Origin of the sequence: Thalassobacillus sp. B23F22_16 (assembly GCF_043496955.1) — a bacterium.
Lineage (GTDB): Bacteria > Bacillota > Bacilli > Bacillales > Halobacillaceae > Thalassobacillus > Thalassobacillus devorans_A.
In genome coordinates this window covers 55935-72759 of the sequence record NZ_JBIEKD010000001.1, presented here as the reverse complement: position 1 = coordinate 72759, position 16825 = coordinate 55935, and the positions used below count along the sequence as shown (strand labels likewise).

General features: G+C 45.2%; 19 protein-coding genes and 1 pseudogene. 10 read left to right on the top strand and 10 right to left on the bottom strand.

Annotated features, from left to right (window positions below; translation table 11 throughout):
• The first annotated feature begins 86 nt into the window (after positions 1–86).
• From ACGTNI_RS00405 to ACGTNI_RS00395, 3 genes are all read left to right on the top strand, one after another.
• Entirely contained in the window at positions 87–842 is a 756-nt protein-coding gene (locus ACGTNI_RS00405; protein ID WP_394459065.1) for a cyclase family protein, read from the top strand.
• Between the two features lie 253 nt (positions 843–1095).
• Entirely contained in the window at positions 1096–2457 is a 1362-nt protein-coding gene (locus ACGTNI_RS00400) for a DUF2254 domain-containing protein (RefSeq protein ID WP_394459063.1), read from the top strand.
• Between the two features lie 98 nt (positions 2458–2555).
• Positions 2556–2909 carry a DUF2200 domain-containing protein gene (locus ACGTNI_RS00395; RefSeq protein WP_394459061.1) on the top strand — a complete coding sequence of 118 codons (354 nt, stop codon included), beginning with the start codon at positions 2556–2558 and terminating at the stop codon, positions 2907–2909.
• A 66-nt stretch (positions 2910–2975) separates the two neighbouring features.
• On the opposite strand, the gene ACGTNI_RS00390 is transcribed toward ACGTNI_RS00395, so the two are convergent.
• The 3 genes from ACGTNI_RS00390 to ACGTNI_RS00380 all read right to left on the bottom strand — a co-directional run bounded on the left by ACGTNI_RS00390 (position 2976) and on the right by ACGTNI_RS00380 (position 6085).
• Positions 2976–4169, bottom strand: coding sequence for an aminotransferase (locus ACGTNI_RS00390; protein WP_394459059.1), 1194 nt, complete (start codon positions 4167–4169; stop codon positions 2976–2978).
• Positions 4166–4663, bottom strand: a complete 498-nt coding sequence (locus ACGTNI_RS00385) for an Lrp/AsnC family transcriptional regulator (RefSeq protein ID WP_085507484.1) — start codon at positions 4661–4663, stop codon at positions 4166–4168. The genes ACGTNI_RS00390 and ACGTNI_RS00385 overlap by 4 nt, the downstream gene beginning before the upstream one ends.
• Before the next feature lie 303 nt (positions 4664–4966).
• Complete coding sequence (locus ACGTNI_RS00380) at positions 4967–6085, bottom strand: hypothetical protein (RefSeq protein ID WP_394459057.1); 1119 nt, start codon at positions 6083–6085, stop codon at positions 4967–4969.
• A 181-nt stretch (positions 6086–6266) separates the two neighbouring features.
• Between ACGTNI_RS00380 and ACGTNI_RS00375 the strand changes: the two genes are divergently transcribed.
• Positions 6267–6950: a DNA-3-methyladenine glycosylase family protein gene (locus tag ACGTNI_RS00375; protein ID WP_394459055.1), complete on the top strand. Its 684-nt coding sequence runs from the start codon at positions 6267–6269 to the stop codon at positions 6948–6950.
• A 45-nt stretch (positions 6951–6995) separates the two neighbouring features.
• On the opposite strand, the gene ACGTNI_RS00370 is transcribed toward ACGTNI_RS00375, so the two are convergent.
• Complete coding sequence (locus ACGTNI_RS00370) at positions 6996–7526, bottom strand: YceI family protein (protein WP_394459053.1); 531 nt, start codon at positions 7524–7526, stop codon at positions 6996–6998.
• Between the two features lie 268 nt (positions 7527–7794).
• Here ACGTNI_RS00370 and ACGTNI_RS00365 point away from each other — a divergent pair, with 268 nt between their 5' ends.
• The gene (locus tag ACGTNI_RS00365) at positions 7795–7950 is read left to right on the top strand and encodes a hypothetical protein (RefSeq protein WP_394459051.1); all 156 of its coding nucleotides are present in this window, start codon (positions 7795–7797) and stop codon (positions 7948–7950) included.
• Positions 7951–8120: 170 nt separating this feature from the next.
• On the opposite strand, the gene ACGTNI_RS00360 is transcribed toward ACGTNI_RS00365, so the two are convergent.
• Positions 8121–8213, bottom strand: coding sequence for a YjcZ family sporulation protein (locus ACGTNI_RS00360; protein ID WP_082412024.1), 93 nt, complete (start codon positions 8211–8213; stop codon positions 8121–8123).
• Between the two features lie 296 nt (positions 8214–8509).
• Here ACGTNI_RS00360 and ACGTNI_RS00355 point away from each other — a divergent pair, with 296 nt between their 5' ends.
• Entirely contained in the window at positions 8510–9292 is a 783-nt protein-coding gene (locus ACGTNI_RS00355) for a SurA N-terminal domain-containing protein (RefSeq protein ID WP_254901814.1), read from the top strand.
• Positions 9293–9501: 209 nt separating this feature from the next.
• Here the strand turns inward: ACGTNI_RS00355 and ACGTNI_RS00350 are convergent, their stop codons facing one another.
• A complete protein-coding gene (locus ACGTNI_RS00350) occupies positions 9502–9804 on the bottom strand; it encodes a hypothetical protein (protein WP_394459049.1) in 303 nt (100 codons plus the stop codon).
• Between the two features lie 161 nt (positions 9805–9965).
• Between ACGTNI_RS00350 and ACGTNI_RS00345 the strand changes: the two genes are divergently transcribed.
• Complete coding sequence (locus ACGTNI_RS00345) at positions 9966–10883, top strand: aldo/keto reductase (protein WP_394459047.1); 918 nt, start codon at positions 9966–9968, stop codon at positions 10881–10883.
• 217 nt (positions 10884–11100) lie between these two features.
• Here ACGTNI_RS00345 and ACGTNI_RS00340 read toward each other — a convergent pair whose 3' ends face one another.
• Positions 11101–11868: a helix-turn-helix domain-containing protein gene (locus ACGTNI_RS00340; RefSeq protein ID WP_394459045.1), complete on the bottom strand. Its 768-nt coding sequence runs from the start codon at positions 11866–11868 to the stop codon at positions 11101–11103.
• A gap of 413 nt (positions 11869–12281) precedes the next feature.
• Between ACGTNI_RS00340 and ACGTNI_RS00335 the strand changes: the two genes are divergently transcribed.
• Entirely contained in the window at positions 12282–12515 is a 234-nt protein-coding gene (locus ACGTNI_RS00335) for a hypothetical protein (RefSeq protein WP_394459043.1), read from the top strand.
• 49 nt (positions 12516–12564) lie between these two features.
• Here ACGTNI_RS00335 and ACGTNI_RS00330 read toward each other — a convergent pair whose 3' ends face one another.
• Positions 12565–12810 carry a DUF2642 domain-containing protein gene (locus ACGTNI_RS00330; protein WP_394459041.1) on the bottom strand — a complete coding sequence of 82 codons (246 nt, stop codon included), beginning with the start codon at positions 12808–12810 and terminating at the stop codon, positions 12565–12567.
• A 107-nt stretch (positions 12811–12917) separates the two neighbouring features.
• Positions 12918–13556, bottom strand: coding sequence for a YczE/YyaS/YitT family protein (locus tag ACGTNI_RS00325; protein WP_394459039.1), 639 nt, complete (start codon positions 13554–13556; stop codon positions 12918–12920).
• A gap of 200 nt (positions 13557–13756) precedes the next feature.
• Between ACGTNI_RS00325 and ACGTNI_RS00320 the strand changes: the two are divergent.
• Both ACGTNI_RS00320 and ACGTNI_RS00315 read left to right on the top strand, forming a co-directional pair.
• Positions 13757–15161, top strand: a pseudogene (locus tag ACGTNI_RS00320) (glycoside hydrolase family 18 protein).
• Between the two features lie 117 nt (positions 15162–15278).
• Positions 15279–15656 carry a hypothetical protein gene (locus tag ACGTNI_RS00315; protein ID WP_394459037.1) on the top strand — a complete coding sequence of 126 codons (378 nt, stop codon included), beginning with the start codon at positions 15279–15281 and terminating at the stop codon, positions 15654–15656.
• A gap of 145 nt (positions 15657–15801) precedes the next feature.
• On the opposite strand, the gene ACGTNI_RS00310 is transcribed toward ACGTNI_RS00315, so the two are convergent.
• Positions 15802–16824, bottom strand: coding sequence for a cytochrome d ubiquinol oxidase subunit II (locus ACGTNI_RS00310; protein ID WP_394459035.1), 1023 nt, complete (start codon positions 16822–16824; stop codon positions 15802–15804).
• Between the last annotated feature and the right edge of the window lies 1 nt (position 16825).

Sequence of the window (16825 nt, the reverse complement as noted above, 5' to 3'; positions counted from 1 at the left end):
AGAAGAAGAATTAGTATAAAACTGGTAAGCCATATCCTGTTCAATTCGGAGTTGCCGGTTACTCGCATGTGAAAGGAGAGAGGATGATGAAGTTAATTGATTTAAGTATACCTTTGAGTCCTGCGGTAAAGGAGCCGCTTCCTCCATCGATTACCTATCATTCCCATGAAGAAGGAGCAGCACAAGGCGCACAGATTCTTGGCATAGAGAAAGAAGCTTTTCGCAACGGTAAAGCATGGGCGACTGAAACCGTGAGCGCCAACACCCATGCCGGGACCCACGTTGATGCCCCGTGGCATTATGGCGAAACATCAGAAGGAAAGCCAGCAAGGACGATAGATGAAATGCCGCTGGAATGGTTTTATGGAGATGCCGTCCTGTTTGACTTCAGCAGCCATCCACCAGGCTATGAAATTTCATCAAAGGACTTGAAACAGCAACTGAAGGAAATGGATTACACCTTAAAGCCTTATGATATCGTGCTTGTGAGAAGCGATGCCGATAAAAAAATCTATGATGAGTCGTATGCCTTCCTCCATGCAGGTGTTTCAGCGGAAGCTACCCGCTGGCTGCTTGATCAGGGGATCAAAGTCGTAGGAACCGATGGCTGGGGCTGGGATATCCCATTGAATATCCAGGCGAAGCAGCACATGGCTGAACCGGATAAAGGGGTGATGTGGGAAGCGCATTATGTCGGGATTGAAAAAGAATACTGTCAGATAGAGAAGCTCGCCAATCTCGACCAAATCCCGGTACGACACGGGTTCCAGGTTTCCTGTTTTCCAGTGAATATTGAAAAAGCAAGCGGTGCCTGGACAAGACCGGTTGCCTATATAGAATAAATGCCTGAAGAGTAAAGATTGATATAAGTAGAGCAGTGTATATGTTTACGGAAAAGAAAGAGTGTTTATTAGGGTTTTAATGATATATTATAAATTAATTAATTTAGAAATTTTCCCCCTATTTTTGATGGAGCCATTAAAATTCGGGTTAAATTACTTCTTTCCGGGGTAGGAATAAGAAGAATTTAAATCTCTGAAGAATAGAATGGTGATCAACATGGGGTTTTTTTATTATATAAAGAAATATTTTAAAATGTCGAGACGGCAGCGCAAAAGTGAATTGAAGTCAACGCTTTGGTTTATGCCGTTTTGGTATATCGTCGGAGCGGCTGGTTTATCTGTATTTACCTTTTATCTGGATTATGTGGTGGATGTCAGTTTATATTTACCGGCGGCCATCGGTTTCAGCGGGCAGACCCTGCAGGTGCTGTTGAGTGCACTCGTCGGAGGGGTGCTGACGTTAAGTGCGTTTACGATTAACTCCCTGCTTGTCGCTCTGACGACATTCAGCGGGCAGTTTTCTTCCAAAATGCTGGTGAACTTTGTCAGTGACCGGGCAACGCAGCATGTGCTCGGAATTTTTAACGGCAGTTTTATTTATGTACTCTTAAACTTCTTATACGTGACCCATGAAGAAGAGGAGTTTATTGTGGCGACGCCGGTCTTATCGATTCTGACTGCGATTACGGCTGCCGTGACATTCATTTACTTTATCAATCATACAACCACGTGGATGCAGGTCCATAATATCAGCTCTAATATGAATACCAAGTCTAAATCGGTGCAGGCTTCTGTCGAAAAAGAATTAACGGCTTACCGCCTGGATAAGGAAGTGGATACGGAATCCCTTCCCCCTGAGGCAGAGGGGAAGGTGATCACAACGAGCGAATCCGGATACCTTCAAGTCGCTGACTTCACAAGACTGATGAAGCAGGCGAAAAGTGACGACATCCTCCTGCGGTTCCATGTCAGGATTGGAGAATTTGTAGTAGAAGGGACTCCGCTGCTTACTTACTGGGAAAACGGAAAAACCATTCAGACTGACCCTTACCTCAAGTCGATGGAGATCGGGGTCAAACAAACGGAAATCCAGGACCTGGAGTATGGGCTGATTAAGCTTGCCGAAGTAGCTATCAAGGCGTTCGGCCATAATGACCCGCTTACGGTTACAAATACGATTCACCAGATTGCCGATTTGTTGAAAAGCATCGGCCAGTCGTCAAATTTTTCTCCTTACCTTTTCGATGAGGAAGAGGAGCTTCGCATCATCTTGAATCAAAAGGATTTTCGCTATTACCTTCATAAGGGATTTGCTTCGATTCGCGAGTATGCGAACCAGAACTCGACCGTGATCACCGAGCTGATTACGATGGTATCCCTGCTGAGTAAAACGATGGATAAGGAAGTACACCAAGATCTATGGGAATTTGCACGCCAGACTATTTTAGGATTTGATAACTATAGCCTGTATGAAAATGACTGCCTGTATATTTTAGAGCAATTAGCTGAGCTTGCAAAACACACAGGAAATCAGAAGGATTATCTGTTCCTTTTAGAATATATGCTGCAGCGTGTCAGTTCGAAGAGTGCCGCCGAGGTGCCTTCTTCTCTATAAGCTAGAACGATTCCGGGGCGAACTCCTATATGGAGTTCGCCTCCTGTTATATTTTGGGGGAATGATATAATGGGAGAAAACGAAAGGGTGGAGGTATCATGGCCAAACATAAGATCTATACGATGAGCTTCTCGAGTGTCTATCCCCATTATGTTACGAAGGCGGAGAGAAAAGGACGGACGAAAGAAGAAGTCGATGAAATCACCCGCTGGCTGACAGGCTATAGCCAGGAAGCGTTAGAAGCGCAGCTGGAAAAGCAAACAAACTTTGAGGACTTTTTTGCGGAAGCTCCCCACATGAATCCTTCCCGGAACTTGATCAAAGGTGTGGTTTGCGGTGTCCGGGTGGAAGAGATCGAAGAACCAACGATGCAGGAAATTCGCTATTTGGATAAGCTGATCGATGAGTTGGCAAAAGGAAAAGCGATGGAGAAGATTCTGCGGAAATCATAATGGAGTTTTCATTAATAAAAAAAGAACTTCCGAAAATTTGGAAGTTCTTTTTCTGCTAATACATATTTAATTGGAAGCTTCCACATGTACAGGTGTTTTTTCCAGACGCTTCGCGACAAAGCGTTTCATCCGTTCCATCGCTTCGTCGAGCTGCTTTAATGATGTAGCATAAGAACAGCGGATGTAACCTTCACCGTTGGCTCCAAATACATCACCGGGAACGACGGCGACTTGTTCTTCCTGAAGCAGCTCTTCCGCAAATTCCGCCGAGGTCAGGCCGGTTGCCTGAATGGACGGGAAGGCGTAGAACGCTCCGCCTGGATTCGGGCACTCGAGCCCGATTTCATTCAGGCTGCTTACGATGAAGTTACGGCGCTGTTTATAGCTATCGACCATGTCCTGCAGGCTCTGGCGTCCATTTTTCAACGCCTCTAAGGCAGCGTGCTGCGCCATCGTAGGAGCACACATCATCGTGTACTGATGGATTTTCACCATGGCAGAAATGAGTTCTGCTGGCCCGGTTGCATATCCGAGCCGCCAGCCGGTCATGGCGAATGCTTTGGAAAAACCGCTGATCAAAATCGTCCGCTCTTTCATCCGGGCGATGGATGGAAAGCTCGTGTAGTTCTCGTCATAGGTGAGCTCAGCATAGATTTCATCGGATAAAACGATGAGGTCGTGCTTTTCAATCACTTCTGCCAGAGGCTCCAATTCTTCTTTTGTTAAAAAGGTCCCGGTCGGATTGTTCGGATTGCACAGCATGATCGCTTTCGTCTTCGGTGTAATCGCTTCTTCAATCTGTTCCGGCTTCAGCTTGAATGCATCTTCTGCTTTCGTCTGAATCGTGACAGGTGTACCGCCGGCTAATGAGATGGCTGGTACATAGGCGACGAAACTCGGTTCAACAACAATGACCTCGTCTCCCGGATTGACGATCGTACGGAGCGCAAGGTCGATTGCCTGGCTCGCCCCTACGGTTACAATCACCTGATTGTCGGGTTGATAATCGAGCGCATAGTTATTCTGCAAATAACCACTGATTTGTTCGCGCAGCTCAATCATGCCCGCGTTTTCAGTATAAGATGTGTAGCCCTGCTCCAGAGCATGGAAGCTTTGCTCGATAAACGTCCATGGCGTGACAAAATCGGGCTCGCCGACACCAAGGGAGATGACGTCATCCATCTGGGCTGCTAAATCAAAAAATTTCCGGATGCCGGATGGTTTCAGGTCTGCTACTTGTTTGGAAAGATACTGATTCATGGTGATACCACAATTCTTTTATCGTCATCATCTTCATCTTCGAGGATGATGCCGTCATGCTTATATTTTTTCAAAACAAAATGGGTGGTGGTCGAAAGCACGGATTCGAGTGTGGACAGTTTTTCTGAAATGAAATGCCCGATCTCCATCATCGTACTTCCCCGCACCGAAACCGAGAGGTCATAAGCTCCCGACATCAGGTAGACGGCTTTCACCTCTGGAAAACGGTAAATGCGTTCCGCTACTTTATCAAAACCTACCCCACGGGCGGGTGTCACTTTGACATCGACCATCGCTGTCACTTCTTCTTCATTGGCTACTTTTGCCCAGTCAATGAGCGTCGAATAGCCGAGAATGGCTTTCTTTTCTTCCAGGTGTGCGATCATTTCTTCGATTTCTGCTGGCTTCTTGCCCATCAGTTTTGCCAGTTTATTTACGCTTAAGTTGGCGTTCTTTTCGATTAACTTCAATAATTCTACTTCATGTTCCATCATTGGGACCCTCACTTTTCAAAGATACATATGCTTCATTCTATCAAAATTTTCTGTTAACTCAAATGTTTCTTTAATGATTAAGGAGAGGGGGTGCCTGATTGATGACCAGGACCCCCGGTTCAAGTTGTCTCATAAACGCTCTTGATGTCTCTCTTATTTTTGATTTTGTCTAATATAATTCCGGATTTGTCTCATAAAATTTCAAAACTGTCTATTTTACGTGCACGCTTGTCGCAAATCCGGCAGGTGGTGTCTCGTATACAGGCAGATTGTCTCTCTTATGCTCACGCACCCAGCCTATAACTATTGGTAGTTGACGATAGCCGGGCCTGGGTCGAGTTTGACGACATCTTCCGGATTCATGACTGGCTCATCTTTGTTGTAAAATATCTTGAAGCCGCCATACTGGGACGTATCGTCACGGACGAATTTCCGATAGAGTGTCTGCTTGTCCACGGAATTGCCCCAGCCATCAAAGTTCAGCGCGACTTGTACGTTGTCGGTCGGCTGGACGGCATCTTTATTGGTCAGTACGCCATCAGTGAACTGGTGGAGGAGGACGAATTTATCCGGCAGGTTATTTTCCTCGACGATTTTGGATAAATACTCCACGGCTTCCTGGACTTCTTCACCGTCGACCTGGCCGAGGTCTTCACCCGGAACTTCTCCCTCACCGACACGGAATTCGGTATCGATGGCAAGGTGGACATGCGGCTCTTTCAAATATTTTTCAATCAGTTTCACCTGGTTCATGACAGAGTCGGTGCCGAGCTGGATGTCGAGCAGAAGCAGGGCGTTGTTTTCTTTGGCGAGCTCTGAATATTTCTCAATTTCCTCTTCCGGCGTCATCCGGTAGTACTTACCATCCGGACCGGGTTCCCGCTGGGCTGCCGTTGTAATCAGTTCGATCGTCGGGATGGCCGGACGCTCTGGATCAGCATTGGAATAGGCCTGCGTTTGTTCTTTCAATTTCTTCATAAACGCCTCTGGTTCCATTTCTCCGAGGATGCCCATGTTTTCCGAGTTGGGATGTCCGTAAAAAGCGACGAGCCGGTTGTTTTTCAACGGGCCGTCTGTATTATCCTCGGCATCTTTTACTAGCATATCACCGGCTGGAACGGCCCGTTTCGGATTATCGACGCCGTTTCGCTGGGATTTGGGCATGTTTTTCAGTTCGTCTTCTGATAGTTTTTCTTTCAAGGGTTTGGCGTCTTCAGAAGGTTCCAGCGCTTCATAAGGCTGGGAAGGTTCTTGTTCTTTCTTCTCCTCCTCGGACTTGTCTGGCTTTTCCTCTTTTTCTGTTTCTTTCGTGTTATTTTCCTCTTCTTCTGCATCCTGGGAGGTTGAATCCGTGCAGGCGGCGAGAAGCAGGATTGTGGTGAAAATCGTTAGTAAGAAAACTAATCGGTTCAAGGTGTTCACATCCTTATTTTCATGGTGATAATGAGAAAAGCAGCCTGTATTTTAACATATTGTAACGGCTTCAGGCAGGATTTAATGTATTTGAAATCAAATTATTAAGACGAGGCAACTTTCCTTTCGTTACAATGAGGGTATACCCTAATTTTTCCGAATAAAGCCTAAATATGAGAAGGAGATAAAAATGAATTCAAATAAAACGTTAACTTTTGAAAAGTCAGAGATAGAGGCGTTGACAGCGCGGGATCCCGCTATGGGAAAACTGGTTGCGCTCATCGGGGACATTTCCATGACGAAACGAGAGGACCATTTTCAAAGTCTTGTCCGGTCATGCATTGGCCAGCAGCTTTCGGTAAAAGCGGCACAGACCATTTATGCCAGATTCCAGGAGCTGGTCGGCGAAATTACACCGGAAGCAATCCTGCAATTTTCCGATGAAGAGCTGAGAAGCGTTGGTCTTTCGAAGCAAAAAATTGCTTACTTACGGGATCTTAGTGAAAAAGTGCAGACGAAAGAAGTCGATCTGGACCAGCTTGAATCGATGGATAACGATCAAATAAGAAAAGTGCTGACCAGTGTCAAAGGAATTGGGCCTTGGACGGCTGAGATGTTTTTGATTTTTTCGCTGGGGCGGACGAATGTGTTGCCAGTGGGGGACCTCGGGATTCAGCGCGCATGCCAGTGGTTGTATGGAAGAGAACGGGATTCCAATGGTAAAAAGCTCATTCAGAGTCATGCAGAAAAATGGCATCCCCATTATACAGCCGCTTCACTCTATCTTTGGGAAGCGATCAATCGAGGTTTGGTAGCCGAGTACAGGAATCTCGACGAGGCGTGGATCCAGCTGAATAACGTTAAAAAGCCATGAACCTAGGTTAATCAGGTTCATGGCTTTTTTTGTCTTTAAGAAACATTACTCTTCTACGACAAATTCAAAGTTGCCTTCGAATTTAACGTCTTTCCCAAGCAGGACGCCGCCTGTTTCGATTGCTGCATTCCAAGTCATGCCGTAAGCTTCCCGGTTCACTTTACCGGTTACGTCGAAGCCTGCAATCGTGCTGCCGTCCATTGGGCTTTTGGAAACGCCATTGTATTCGACAGTAAAGGTTTCTTCGCGGGTTACATCTTTGATGGTGAAGTCACCAGTAACTTCAAATTCATCATCGGATACCTTTTTGATGGACTTGCTTTCGAACACCATGTTCGGGTATTTTTCTGCTTCAAAAAAGTCACCGGAACGAAGGTGGCCATCGCGGTCTTCGTTTCCTGTATCAATGGAAGTGACAGGAATGGTTACGGTCACGTTTGCCTGGTCCAGGTTATCGAGATCCCCGTTGAAATCGACGTTGAAGTCCGTGAATTCTCCTTTTGCCTTGGATACCATCATATGTTTGATTTGAAAATTCAAGCTGCTGTGCACGTTGTCTAATTTTAATGTAGCCATTAATAATTCCTCCTGAATCGATAATTTTTATCTCGAATTAAAGATACTATAATTTTATCTCAAAGTCAAGATGTTTTTATTTAAAATAATTAATATCGAGGTTTATCAGGAGTTCATTCGAATTAGAAAAATTTATGTAAAAGTAACACAAGCTGGTAATTTCTTGTTATTATAGTTTTATAGTTCGAAAGTTTTAGGTAATACGAATCTGAAAGGTTTGCAGGAATAGGTCTTTATGAAGGCTGCTTTAGGAGAGGAGGAGAAAGGGATGAAAACGAAGCCGGTGTATTTTGATGGCAGCAAGCTTGATCTGTCCTGGAATAAAAGCGGGACGGCAAGAAAAGAGACATTCCGGGTAACGGATGAAATGAGGAAGAAGATAAGCGGTAATCCATATCGGAGTAACAACATCATAATTACATAATAAAAAGGCGCCGTTCCCTGGCGTCTTTCTGGTTTGAATAGGCAGAAAAACCGGACTTCGCCACCAATAGCTGGCGAAGTCCGGTTTTTCAGTTAGATGTCTGTCGACGCTTTGCTGGCTGGCAAGGTGCCTGGGTTCAGGCAGGAGGCAAGCAGCAGCCAAACTCAATTTTAATAGTAGAAAGTTGCTCCTACGATGATTAGCAGGATGAACAAAACGACGATCAATACGAATGTGTCACCATAACCGCGTCCGTAACCCATATTTCACACTCCTAACTTTAGATTCTTGAGGTATTTCACTAATACTATATGTAGCGGGACCATGATGTGGATAGGCGCAAGCCTATATTAGAAGAAATGGATGTTTTCATTAGTTAGGTTTGCTATTACATAGTTTTTACACATTTGCTCAGGAAGACAGTTAGACAGCCTGCAAAACAAGGGCTGAACGTTGTAATCACTCTGACATAACGGGGATATTTTCCATCCACGGGTTTACAGTCGGCTCAAACATGATACAATGACGGAAACTCTTATTTGGAAAAGGGGAATGGAAATTGAGTAAAAAATGGATTATGGGGCTGCTTTTTGCAGCATTATTAGCATTGGCTGCATGCGGCAACGATGAAGAAGCAAAAAAAGAGGGACAAGATAAAGACCAAAAGCAGGAACAAAAAGCTGAACAAGGTAAAGAAGGTGGAGAAGGCGAGCAGGCGAAAATGCCGGAGCCGGATCTCAAAGATACACCTGAGGTCGTAGCAGAAGTCAATGGAGAAGAAATTAAGAAGGAAGAATTCGAGAGCGCTTATAAACAGCAGTTCCAACAAGCTGCTCTACAGGCACAAATGTCTGGCCAGGAACTGAATCAGGATCAACTGAAAAAGCAAATGGTTGAGAGCCTTGTCGGTCAGGAATTGCTGATCCAGGAAGCGAACAACCGAGGCTATGAAGCGACACAGGAAGAAAAGGACAAAATCCTGGAAGATTTAGCTGAGCAGAATCAGCTTGGATCGAAAGATGAATTCATGGCTGCCCTTGAAGAACAAGGCATGAGTAAAGAGGAAATCGATTCTCAATTGGAACTACAAGTTAAAATGGATCAGTTGATTGCTGAAGAAGCAGGCGATCTTGAGCCATCCGAGGAAGAACTGAAACAAGCCTATGAACAAATGAAAGCCCAGCAGGAACAAATGGGCGGTGAAGGCCAAGGTGAAGTACCACCATATGAAGAAGTGAAGCCTCAGCTTGAAGAACAAGTCAAGATGCAAAAAGAAGGCGAAGAAGCTCAGAAGCTGATGAAGAGCCTTCGTGAAGACGCCGACGTGAAAGTTCATATTTAAGGAACAAATAAGCCAGGTCCCATCAGGACCTGGCTTTTGTTATGATTATCAGCGGTTCTTTTGAAAAAAGTCAAGAAACGCATGGTACAGTTCAATTCCCTGAAAAGAGAACAAGGATACTGCCGTTAGTGAAAACGCTGCGATCATGATCATTCGAAACCATATCATTTGCATTCTCCTCCTTTGATAAAAATAGTAGCTGTTCTTTATCAAAGGCGTACAATCACATAATTCGACTGATAAAAGATGGTAACGAGGAAAACCTTTGGAATGTATGCTATTGCCAATTGGCTAGCACACCAGGTCACGAGCAGCAGACTGATGGTGATCATGATCGTTCCTTGTAATAAGCTAAACTTCTTGTCCCCCGGATCGCTGCCTCCAGAGGTAGATTGATCTATGATTGGATTATCCGCTACATAGTTCTCAGGTGAGGACTGTGTGTCATTCATACTTGCCGTAGTCGAACTGATAACAAGGAAAAGCAGTAAGAAAACAAATAATTGCTTCATCGCCCCACCCTCTCGTTATCGTAGTAATCCAATTTTACACTATGGTAATGTTGTTTTATATAGTAATAAAGCCCGAAATAATAACGAATGGAGCCTATAGTTATTGCTTTTCAGCGCCTCCGTGTTAGGATAAAACCATCCTGAAAAAGAAGGTGAAGCTTATGAAGAAGATAACGTTAGGAAACAGTGACTTACAGGTAGGAGAAATTTCGCTTGGCTGCATGCGGATGAGTGAGCTCAGCACAAAGGATGCAGCCCATGTCATTGAAAATGCGATGGAAGCAGGCGTTGATCTGTTCGACCATGCTGATATTTATGGGAAAGGGAAGTCGGAAGAAGTGTTCGCCGATGCCATTGGCATGAACGATGATGTGCGCGAGCGGATGAAAATCCAGACGAAATGCGGAATCCGCAACGGCTTTTTTGATTTTTCCAAAGAACATATTCTCGAGTCAGTAGAAGCCAGCCTTCGCCGCCTGAAGACAGACTATGTCGACAGTCTGCTGCTGCACCGTCCGGATACTTTGATGGAACCGGAGGAAGTGGCAGAAGCATTCGCCACATTGAAGGAAAGCGGTAAAGTCCGTTATTTTGGTGTCAGCAACCAGAATCCGATGCAAATGGAATTGCTGCGAAAATACCTGAACGACGATTTGATTGTGAACCAGATGCAGCTGAGCCTTGTACATACACCGATGATCGATTCTGGCTTTAACGTGAACATGCAAAATGATCCTGCCGTCGTGCGCGACAGCAGTGTACTGGAGTATTGCCGTTTGAATGACATTACCATCCAGGCGTGGTCCCCATTTCAGCATGGCATGATCGAAGGGCCGTTCATTGGCAACGATGCGTTCCCAGAAGTGAACGCTAAACTACAGGAACTCGCCGGGAAAAAAGGCGTTACTGATTCTGCGATCGCAATTGCCTGGATTCTACGTCATCCCGCTAACATTCAACCGGTCGTTGGCTCGATGAATCCGAAGCGGCTGAACGCTATCGCAAAAGCTACAGACATCGAATTGACAAGACAGGAATGGTACGAACTGTACCGCGCAGCAGGCAATGACCTGCCTTAAAGCATAGAGAATGGACGCAGTCATGCGATTGCGTTCATTTTTTTAAATTTTCTTCATCGTGTTACAATGACACCAATGATTCAGGAGGTGGAACCTTATGTTGAGTGATCCGTTTGTTATATCCGTTTTAGCGATGGCAGCTATCGTATCGATCCTCTTTGTCATTTTTATTCTTATCCTTCTTAAAAAAAACAAGCGAAAATGAACGTCCGTGAAATCAGGATTCATGCAGCCAGTCGTAGTACAGGTTGGATGGATCTTCCATGATTTCTTTTCGTCCTACTTGTGTGAAGCTATTTTTCATTCCACCGTAAAAATAACCGAGAAAGGTTTTTTTGATCGCCCCTTGTTTCTGAAGGAAAATCGCCTGCTTGAAGGTTTTGGTGATAACTTCTATGTAATGGTCGACCGGATAATTCAGCTTCATCTGCCGGTAGGCACGCGCGACGCTTCCCCACGCAGCATAAATATCCGTGATTTGTAAGTAAGGTTTGGTCAGCTCAATAAAAGCTTTTGGTATAAAAGCAGGGAGGTAGTCTGTATCCATCATGGGTTTGGATGCAGCTTTTTTTATGTCTTCCTTTTGAACGGGTGCCGGTTTGGGGGTGCTCACTTCCGGTTGTTCGACTTCCTGGTCTTTTTCCCAAGGGCATGCAGGTGTTGCTTCAGGAAGGATGACTAGAAAATTCACGCCGCGTTTACCATTGGGGCGGACAGCCGGAACCCGCTTCATGAGTCCTTTGGCTACGAATAAGTTAATGGCGCGAATGACCGTGCTCCGGCTGCGGCTTGTTTTATCAATGATTGTGTCAATTTTGGCAAACGAAACACCTGGAAACTTCACCGAATGACGCCAGATGAATTTCAACACTTGGAGGGCACCAGGGGATAGCGTGGCTTTATGATGGTATAGAAAAGCACGGACGCGGAGGTCCATCGCAATTTTGTTGGGAAACGATTGTAGTTGACGGATTTCTTGCAGCATGTTCATCATCCTATCACAGTCTTTTACTTATATAATCGTAATTTCGATAAAAATGGTGTGATGAAATTTGAAATTATTTTCTGGGATGTTCGTTTTTCTCATGCTTTTCTATTATTAAATTTACGTTTTTGCTTCGTTTCCAGTGGGAATGAGGGCGACTGGGTCCTTGTGGTGCCTGATGTTCAGCCCTGGGGGTACGGTGTCATATACCGTGGCATTCCTGGGGTGTCATCCGCGGGTGAAAAAAATAAAAAAAATGCGTTATTCTCACGCACAGTATTCTTAAAGGATTTATCAAGCAATTGCTATCGCTTGCGTTGATTAGTTGGATGACAATGGTTGGTGATTCATGTTTACTAGGAATATAGCTGGGTATATAATTAATGAGCCTACAGAGAAAAAAGGTGATAAAAGTGAAACATCAAGAGTTAGACTTTATGCTTGATTCGCTTCTCGATACCAAAGAGGAGTTCGAGATCAAGGAGTATCCAAAGTACCGTTTTGGGAAAAAGATTGTAGATGATAACGGGGACTACATGATTATCTATTACCATCCAGAGATAGAAAAAGTAGTATATACGTTTAAAGGTGTGGAAGATATCTACTTCACCTTGTATATGCCAAAGCAGAATACTAAAGTAACCTAGCGCCTTTCTTCTGAAAGTGAAACATTCAGGAGGAAGGCTTTTTTGTTATCTAAATAGGCATTACGGTTACGATTTGCTGGATACGGACAAATACAGTGGAATCGCCTGCTTTTAAAGCGATATGATCGGGCTGGACTTCGATTAAATCTCCTCTGATCGTATCTTTCGTTGTTTCAACAATCAGCGTGGCGCCAACGATCGACTGAAGGCGATTTACAACAAAAGGATCGATCAAGGTCTTATATCGGTGATTGGTTTCCTGGTTCCTGTCTCCTGCGTGTACATCATGATGCATGTATCATTCCTCCATTCTTCTACTGCATTCAATTTATGCAAGGTCACTGAAAAGGTGCTGTCAATCAAAAAAACCTTCCTTTCGGGAAGGAAGGGTTAGTCATTACCTTAGGTCAGCGGCTCATACCTGCTTTGGTATTGAGGGTGATAGAGATAATAAATAGGATAACCTTTCATATAAAAATACTGTATGAGAGGACCGGCACCGAACGTTCCTATAATGGTACCGATTCCCACTGGGCCACCAATCAACAATGCGGATGTCGAGGTGGTGACTGCGATGGCTGTCTGGCTTGCTAGCAGGCTGATGTTGAACTTGTCAGCGATGACTAAGAATAATTGATCCACTGGTGCTCGCGGCAGTTGGGGTAAAATGTAAATCGCTACCCCTAAAGCAGTGAAACTGACACCGGCTATAACGGTGAGAAGCTGAATGAAAAATGGTGCGGAAGCTAAGGTCATATGTTTGAACACAACTTCCAGCCAGAAGTCCAATACCAGGCTTTCTAAAATAAGTGGCAGTAAAGCACGAAATTCCGGCTTTTGCTTCATTAACCACCCATTGAGGAAAATGAAAGCGAGCTGAAACATTCCGTACCAAATGCCGACGGTAAAACCGAAACGATCCGATAATCCTACAAATAGTGCCGTCCAGAATCCTGCGCCTAAAGCGGCTTTAATGATAAGGGCTACACCAAAAAAATTTACAACTATTCCAAGCATGTACACAGCGGTACGATAAAGCATTACGATAACCCTCGTCTTTCTACACAATCAATTTTATTGGGCCATTCTATTAGGCGATTTTTTTCGTGTCAATAGGGTGCTGAAATTTTCCTGTTATCTATCTTTTTTCCACAATAAGTCCCGTGAAGTGAAAGACATAATAGGACAAGGTTCAGGTGAATAGCATGGTATATAGAGACTACCTGAGAGGGTGAGGGATCGTGCGAATTCATGTGGTTGCTTCAGGAGATACGTTATGGGCTGTGGCCCGGCGTTATGGAACGGATATGAACCAGATTATTTTGGCGAATCAGATAGAAAATCCTGATGTACTCGTGGTGGGTCAGGCGCTTGTCATCCCCGAACCGGGACGGGAGTATGTAGTCCAGCCGGGAGATACGTTGTGGGCGATCGCGCAACGCTTTGGAGTACCGGTGCAAGAGCTGGCACAGGTCAACCAAATCACGAATCCGGCATTGATATTTGTGGGAGATATGCTGGTACTGCCGTACTTTCCATATCGTGTTCGATCTGGGGACACGTTATGGCAGATTGCCAGACGGTTTGGGACGACTGTGGACCGGATCGTACAGGTGAATCCGATCAGTAATCCGGCGATGCTGTCAGTCGGCCAGGTTTTGTATATTCCCCGTGAGCCGCGGCCTGTTACGGAAATCAATGCTTATATTACGAATACCGGGGAGGAAGGGCGCAGCGAGGTGCTGGCGCTCGGGAGGAATTTTACTTACTTATCGCCATTCACGTATTCCATCAGAGAAGATGGTTCTATTACGGATATGCGGGAGACCCCCGTTCTGGAAGCAGCGCAAGCGACAGCAGTTGCGCCCTTGTTAGTGCTGACCAATTTCAGGGATCGGTCGTTCGATTCTGATGTGGCGGCGACTATTTTGCGAAGTCCTGAGTTGCAGGAAACACTGATTACAAACCTCATGGAAACGATGGAAGCAAAAGGGTATTCGGGGCTGAATGTTGATTTCGAGTATGTCTATCCGGAGGACCGGGAAAATTATAATGATTTTCTCAGGCGTGCTGTAGCCAGGATGCGACCGGCAGGCTATACAGTCTCGACGGCATTGGCACCGAAAGAATCGGCCGATCAGGCGGGGCTTTTGTATGAAGCCCATGACTATGCCGCACACGGGGAGATTCTTGATTTTGTAGTGATTATGACGTATGAGTGGGGTTGGGCCGGAGGTGAGCCGTGGGCGATCGCGCCGATCAATAAAGTCCGTGATGTGCTTGACTATGCGGTTAGAGAGATACCTCCCGAGAAAATATTGATGGGCATCCCGTTGTATGGGCGGGACTGGAAAATTCCATGGCAGCAAGGCACGTACGGTCAGTCCAAAAGAAGCCGTGCAGCTTGCCGCCCGGTATGGGGTCGATATTCAGTATGATGACGAGTACCAATCACCGTTTTTCCGTTACGTCGACGCGAGCGGCCAGGAGCATGAGGTGTGGTTCGAGGATGCCCGGAGCATGCAGGCGAAATACGACACCATCAAGGAATATGGCCTGCGCGGCGGCAGTTATTGGGTGCTCGGAAGCCCGTTCCCGCAAAACTGGCCGGTACTGCGTAATAATTTTACGATTGAAAAATATTAAACCAGAAGCGTGCTTAGCCGGCACGCTTTTTTCTATGAATAGATACAAGAATCTTCTATAAATGTTAAAATGGAGGAAATTGTCTGAAAATAGTATTTCATGGAAAGGAGAATAGGGGTGAACAGAAAAAGGGTCTCCTATGCCGTTCTCCTTTTGATCACAGGGCTGCTGCTAAGTTTTTCATTGGAGTTACCGGTATTAGGATATAAAAAATTGGATTACAACCAAGATACCGACACCACACAAATCACGGAATATTACTGGTATGGCGGGATAAAAAGCCGGGAACCATTTGATGAGAATCCGGATGAGGAGCTGGCCATTTTTCAAAAACAGACCCGGCTGCAAAACATTCAAATTAGTACCGTTATATTCTTCCTGATGTCTATAGCTGGGAAATGGGCACGGGAAAGGCGGATCGTGGTGATCGGTTCCCTGGCATTGGCGGTCATTTTCAGTGTAGTTGATATACTGATCGTTACGAATTTTATTTAAAATTGAAAAAGGGGGAACCCAGATGGGCCTGACGAATATTCTGCTTGGTGTCGGTGTAACATTCTTCGTATTATTCATTATCGCTATATCTTCTGCTTTAAAAAGATAAGGGAGGAACGGAATCGGATGCTCCCTCCCTAAAAAGTCATTGCTCCAAATATCTTCTGTCTTTCAAAAACAACTTCCAGAATAGATAGAAAGCCGGAACTAAGATGGCCATTCCGATGACGGTTGCAATCAAAAGGGCATAAAACATCGAAGGATTGGTGAACGCTTCCTCGATGGTCAGGTGCGGATAGACCATGTACGGCAGGTGTGAAGAACCGTACGCATAGATGGCAAAACCATACTGTAAAACTACAAATACGACAGCATAACGGAATAATCCCCTCTGTCCGTCCCTGTTTTTTAAAAACAGGGCGGCATAGCCAAATAGAAACAACAAGAGGGACATGCCGAAACCATACAAATGGTTTTCCACATTAGACAGGAACCACGATGCTTCCGGATCCAATGTAAATAAGGTTAAGACGGCGACAACAATCGTTACCGGACCTGCGATAATTGCGTGTTTGCGGTACAATTGAGCGGTTGATGGATCTTTAGAAACAGAGGCATAATCCGCTAAAAATAAGGCGGATAAGAAAAATTGGGTGCAAATGCCGAACAGGATATGGGCGTAAGTGGTGAAACTTGTCAGCAGTTTTCCATACAGCAGCTCAGGGTGACCGTTCTCCATCGTAATAAACCCTCCAAGCGTTACAGGTAAGATACTCACCAATAATGCCGGAATCAGTATCCCCGTAATTCCTGATATAACCTGCAACAGTCTGCCAAACCGTTTCACCGAATGGGAAAATACCATGAAAGTGGTCCGAATCGTCAGCAGAACGAGCCCAAGACCGATCGGCAGAAGGAACAAAACCCCAAGCATCGAAGCGGCAAACGGGAAAAAGCTGTATAAGGCGACCACAAATAACACGAGAAAGACATTGGTCACTTCCCAGGTAGGAGACAGGAAGCGGTTGGCAATCAGCGAGGCGCCGGTATTATTATTTTTACCATAAATCATTCCCCAGAAACCTGCCCCAAAATCAAGCGAACCGAGCATGGAGTAAATGTATAAAAAGCTCCAGAGAATCGTAATTGCGATGATGGATGCTTCCATG

Coding starts and splice junctions, on each gene's coding strand:
- ACGTNI_RS00405 (WP_394459065.1), top strand. CDS start 87: ATGAAGTTAATTGATTTAAGTATACCTTTGAGTCCTGCGGTAAAGGAG.
- ACGTNI_RS00400 (WP_394459063.1), top strand. CDS start 1,096: ATGTCGAGACGGCAGCGCAAAAGTGAATTGAAGTCAACGCTTTGGTTT.
- ACGTNI_RS00395 (WP_394459061.1), top strand. CDS start 2,556: ATGGCCAAACATAAGATCTATACGATGAGCTTCTCGAGTGTCTATCCC.
- ACGTNI_RS00390 (WP_394459059.1), bottom strand. CDS start 4,169: ATGAATCAGTATCTTTCCAAACAAGTAGCAGACCTGAAACCATCCGGC.
- ACGTNI_RS00385 (WP_085507484.1), bottom strand. CDS start 4,663: ATGATGGAACATGAAGTAGAATTATTGAAGTTAATCGAAAAGAACGCC.
- ACGTNI_RS00375 (WP_394459055.1), top strand. CDS start 6,267: ATGAATTCAAATAAAACGTTAACTTTTGAAAAGTCAGAGATAGAGGCG.
- ACGTNI_RS00370 (WP_394459053.1), bottom strand. CDS start 7,526: ATGGCTACATTAAAATTAGACAACGTGCACAGCAGCTTGAATTTTCAA.
- ACGTNI_RS00365 (WP_394459051.1), top strand. CDS start 7,795: ATGAAAACGAAGCCGGTGTATTTTGATGGCAGCAAGCTTGATCTGTCC.
- ACGTNI_RS00360 (WP_082412024.1), bottom strand. CDS start 8,213: ATGGGTTACGGACGCGGTTATGGTGACACATTCGTATTGATCGTCGTT.
- ACGTNI_RS00350 (WP_394459049.1), bottom strand. CDS start 9,804: ATGAAGCAATTATTTGTTTTCTTACTGCTTTTCCTTGTTATCAGTTCG.
- ACGTNI_RS00345 (WP_394459047.1), top strand. CDS start 9,966: ATGAAGAAGATAACGTTAGGAAACAGTGACTTACAGGTAGGAGAAATT.
- ACGTNI_RS00340 (WP_394459045.1), bottom strand. CDS start 11,868: ATGCTGCAAGAAATCCGTCAACTACAATCGTTTCCCAACAAAATTGCG.
- ACGTNI_RS00330 (WP_394459041.1), bottom strand. CDS start 12,810: ATGCATCATGATGTACACGCAGGAGACAGGAACCAGGAAACCAATCAC.
- ACGTNI_RS00325 (WP_394459039.1), bottom strand. CDS start 13,556: ATGCTTTATCGTACCGCTGTGTACATGCTTGGAATAGTTGTAAATTTT.
- ACGTNI_RS00310 (WP_394459035.1), bottom strand. CDS start 16,824: ATGGAAGCATCCATCATCGCAATTACGATTCTCTGGAGCTTTTTATAC.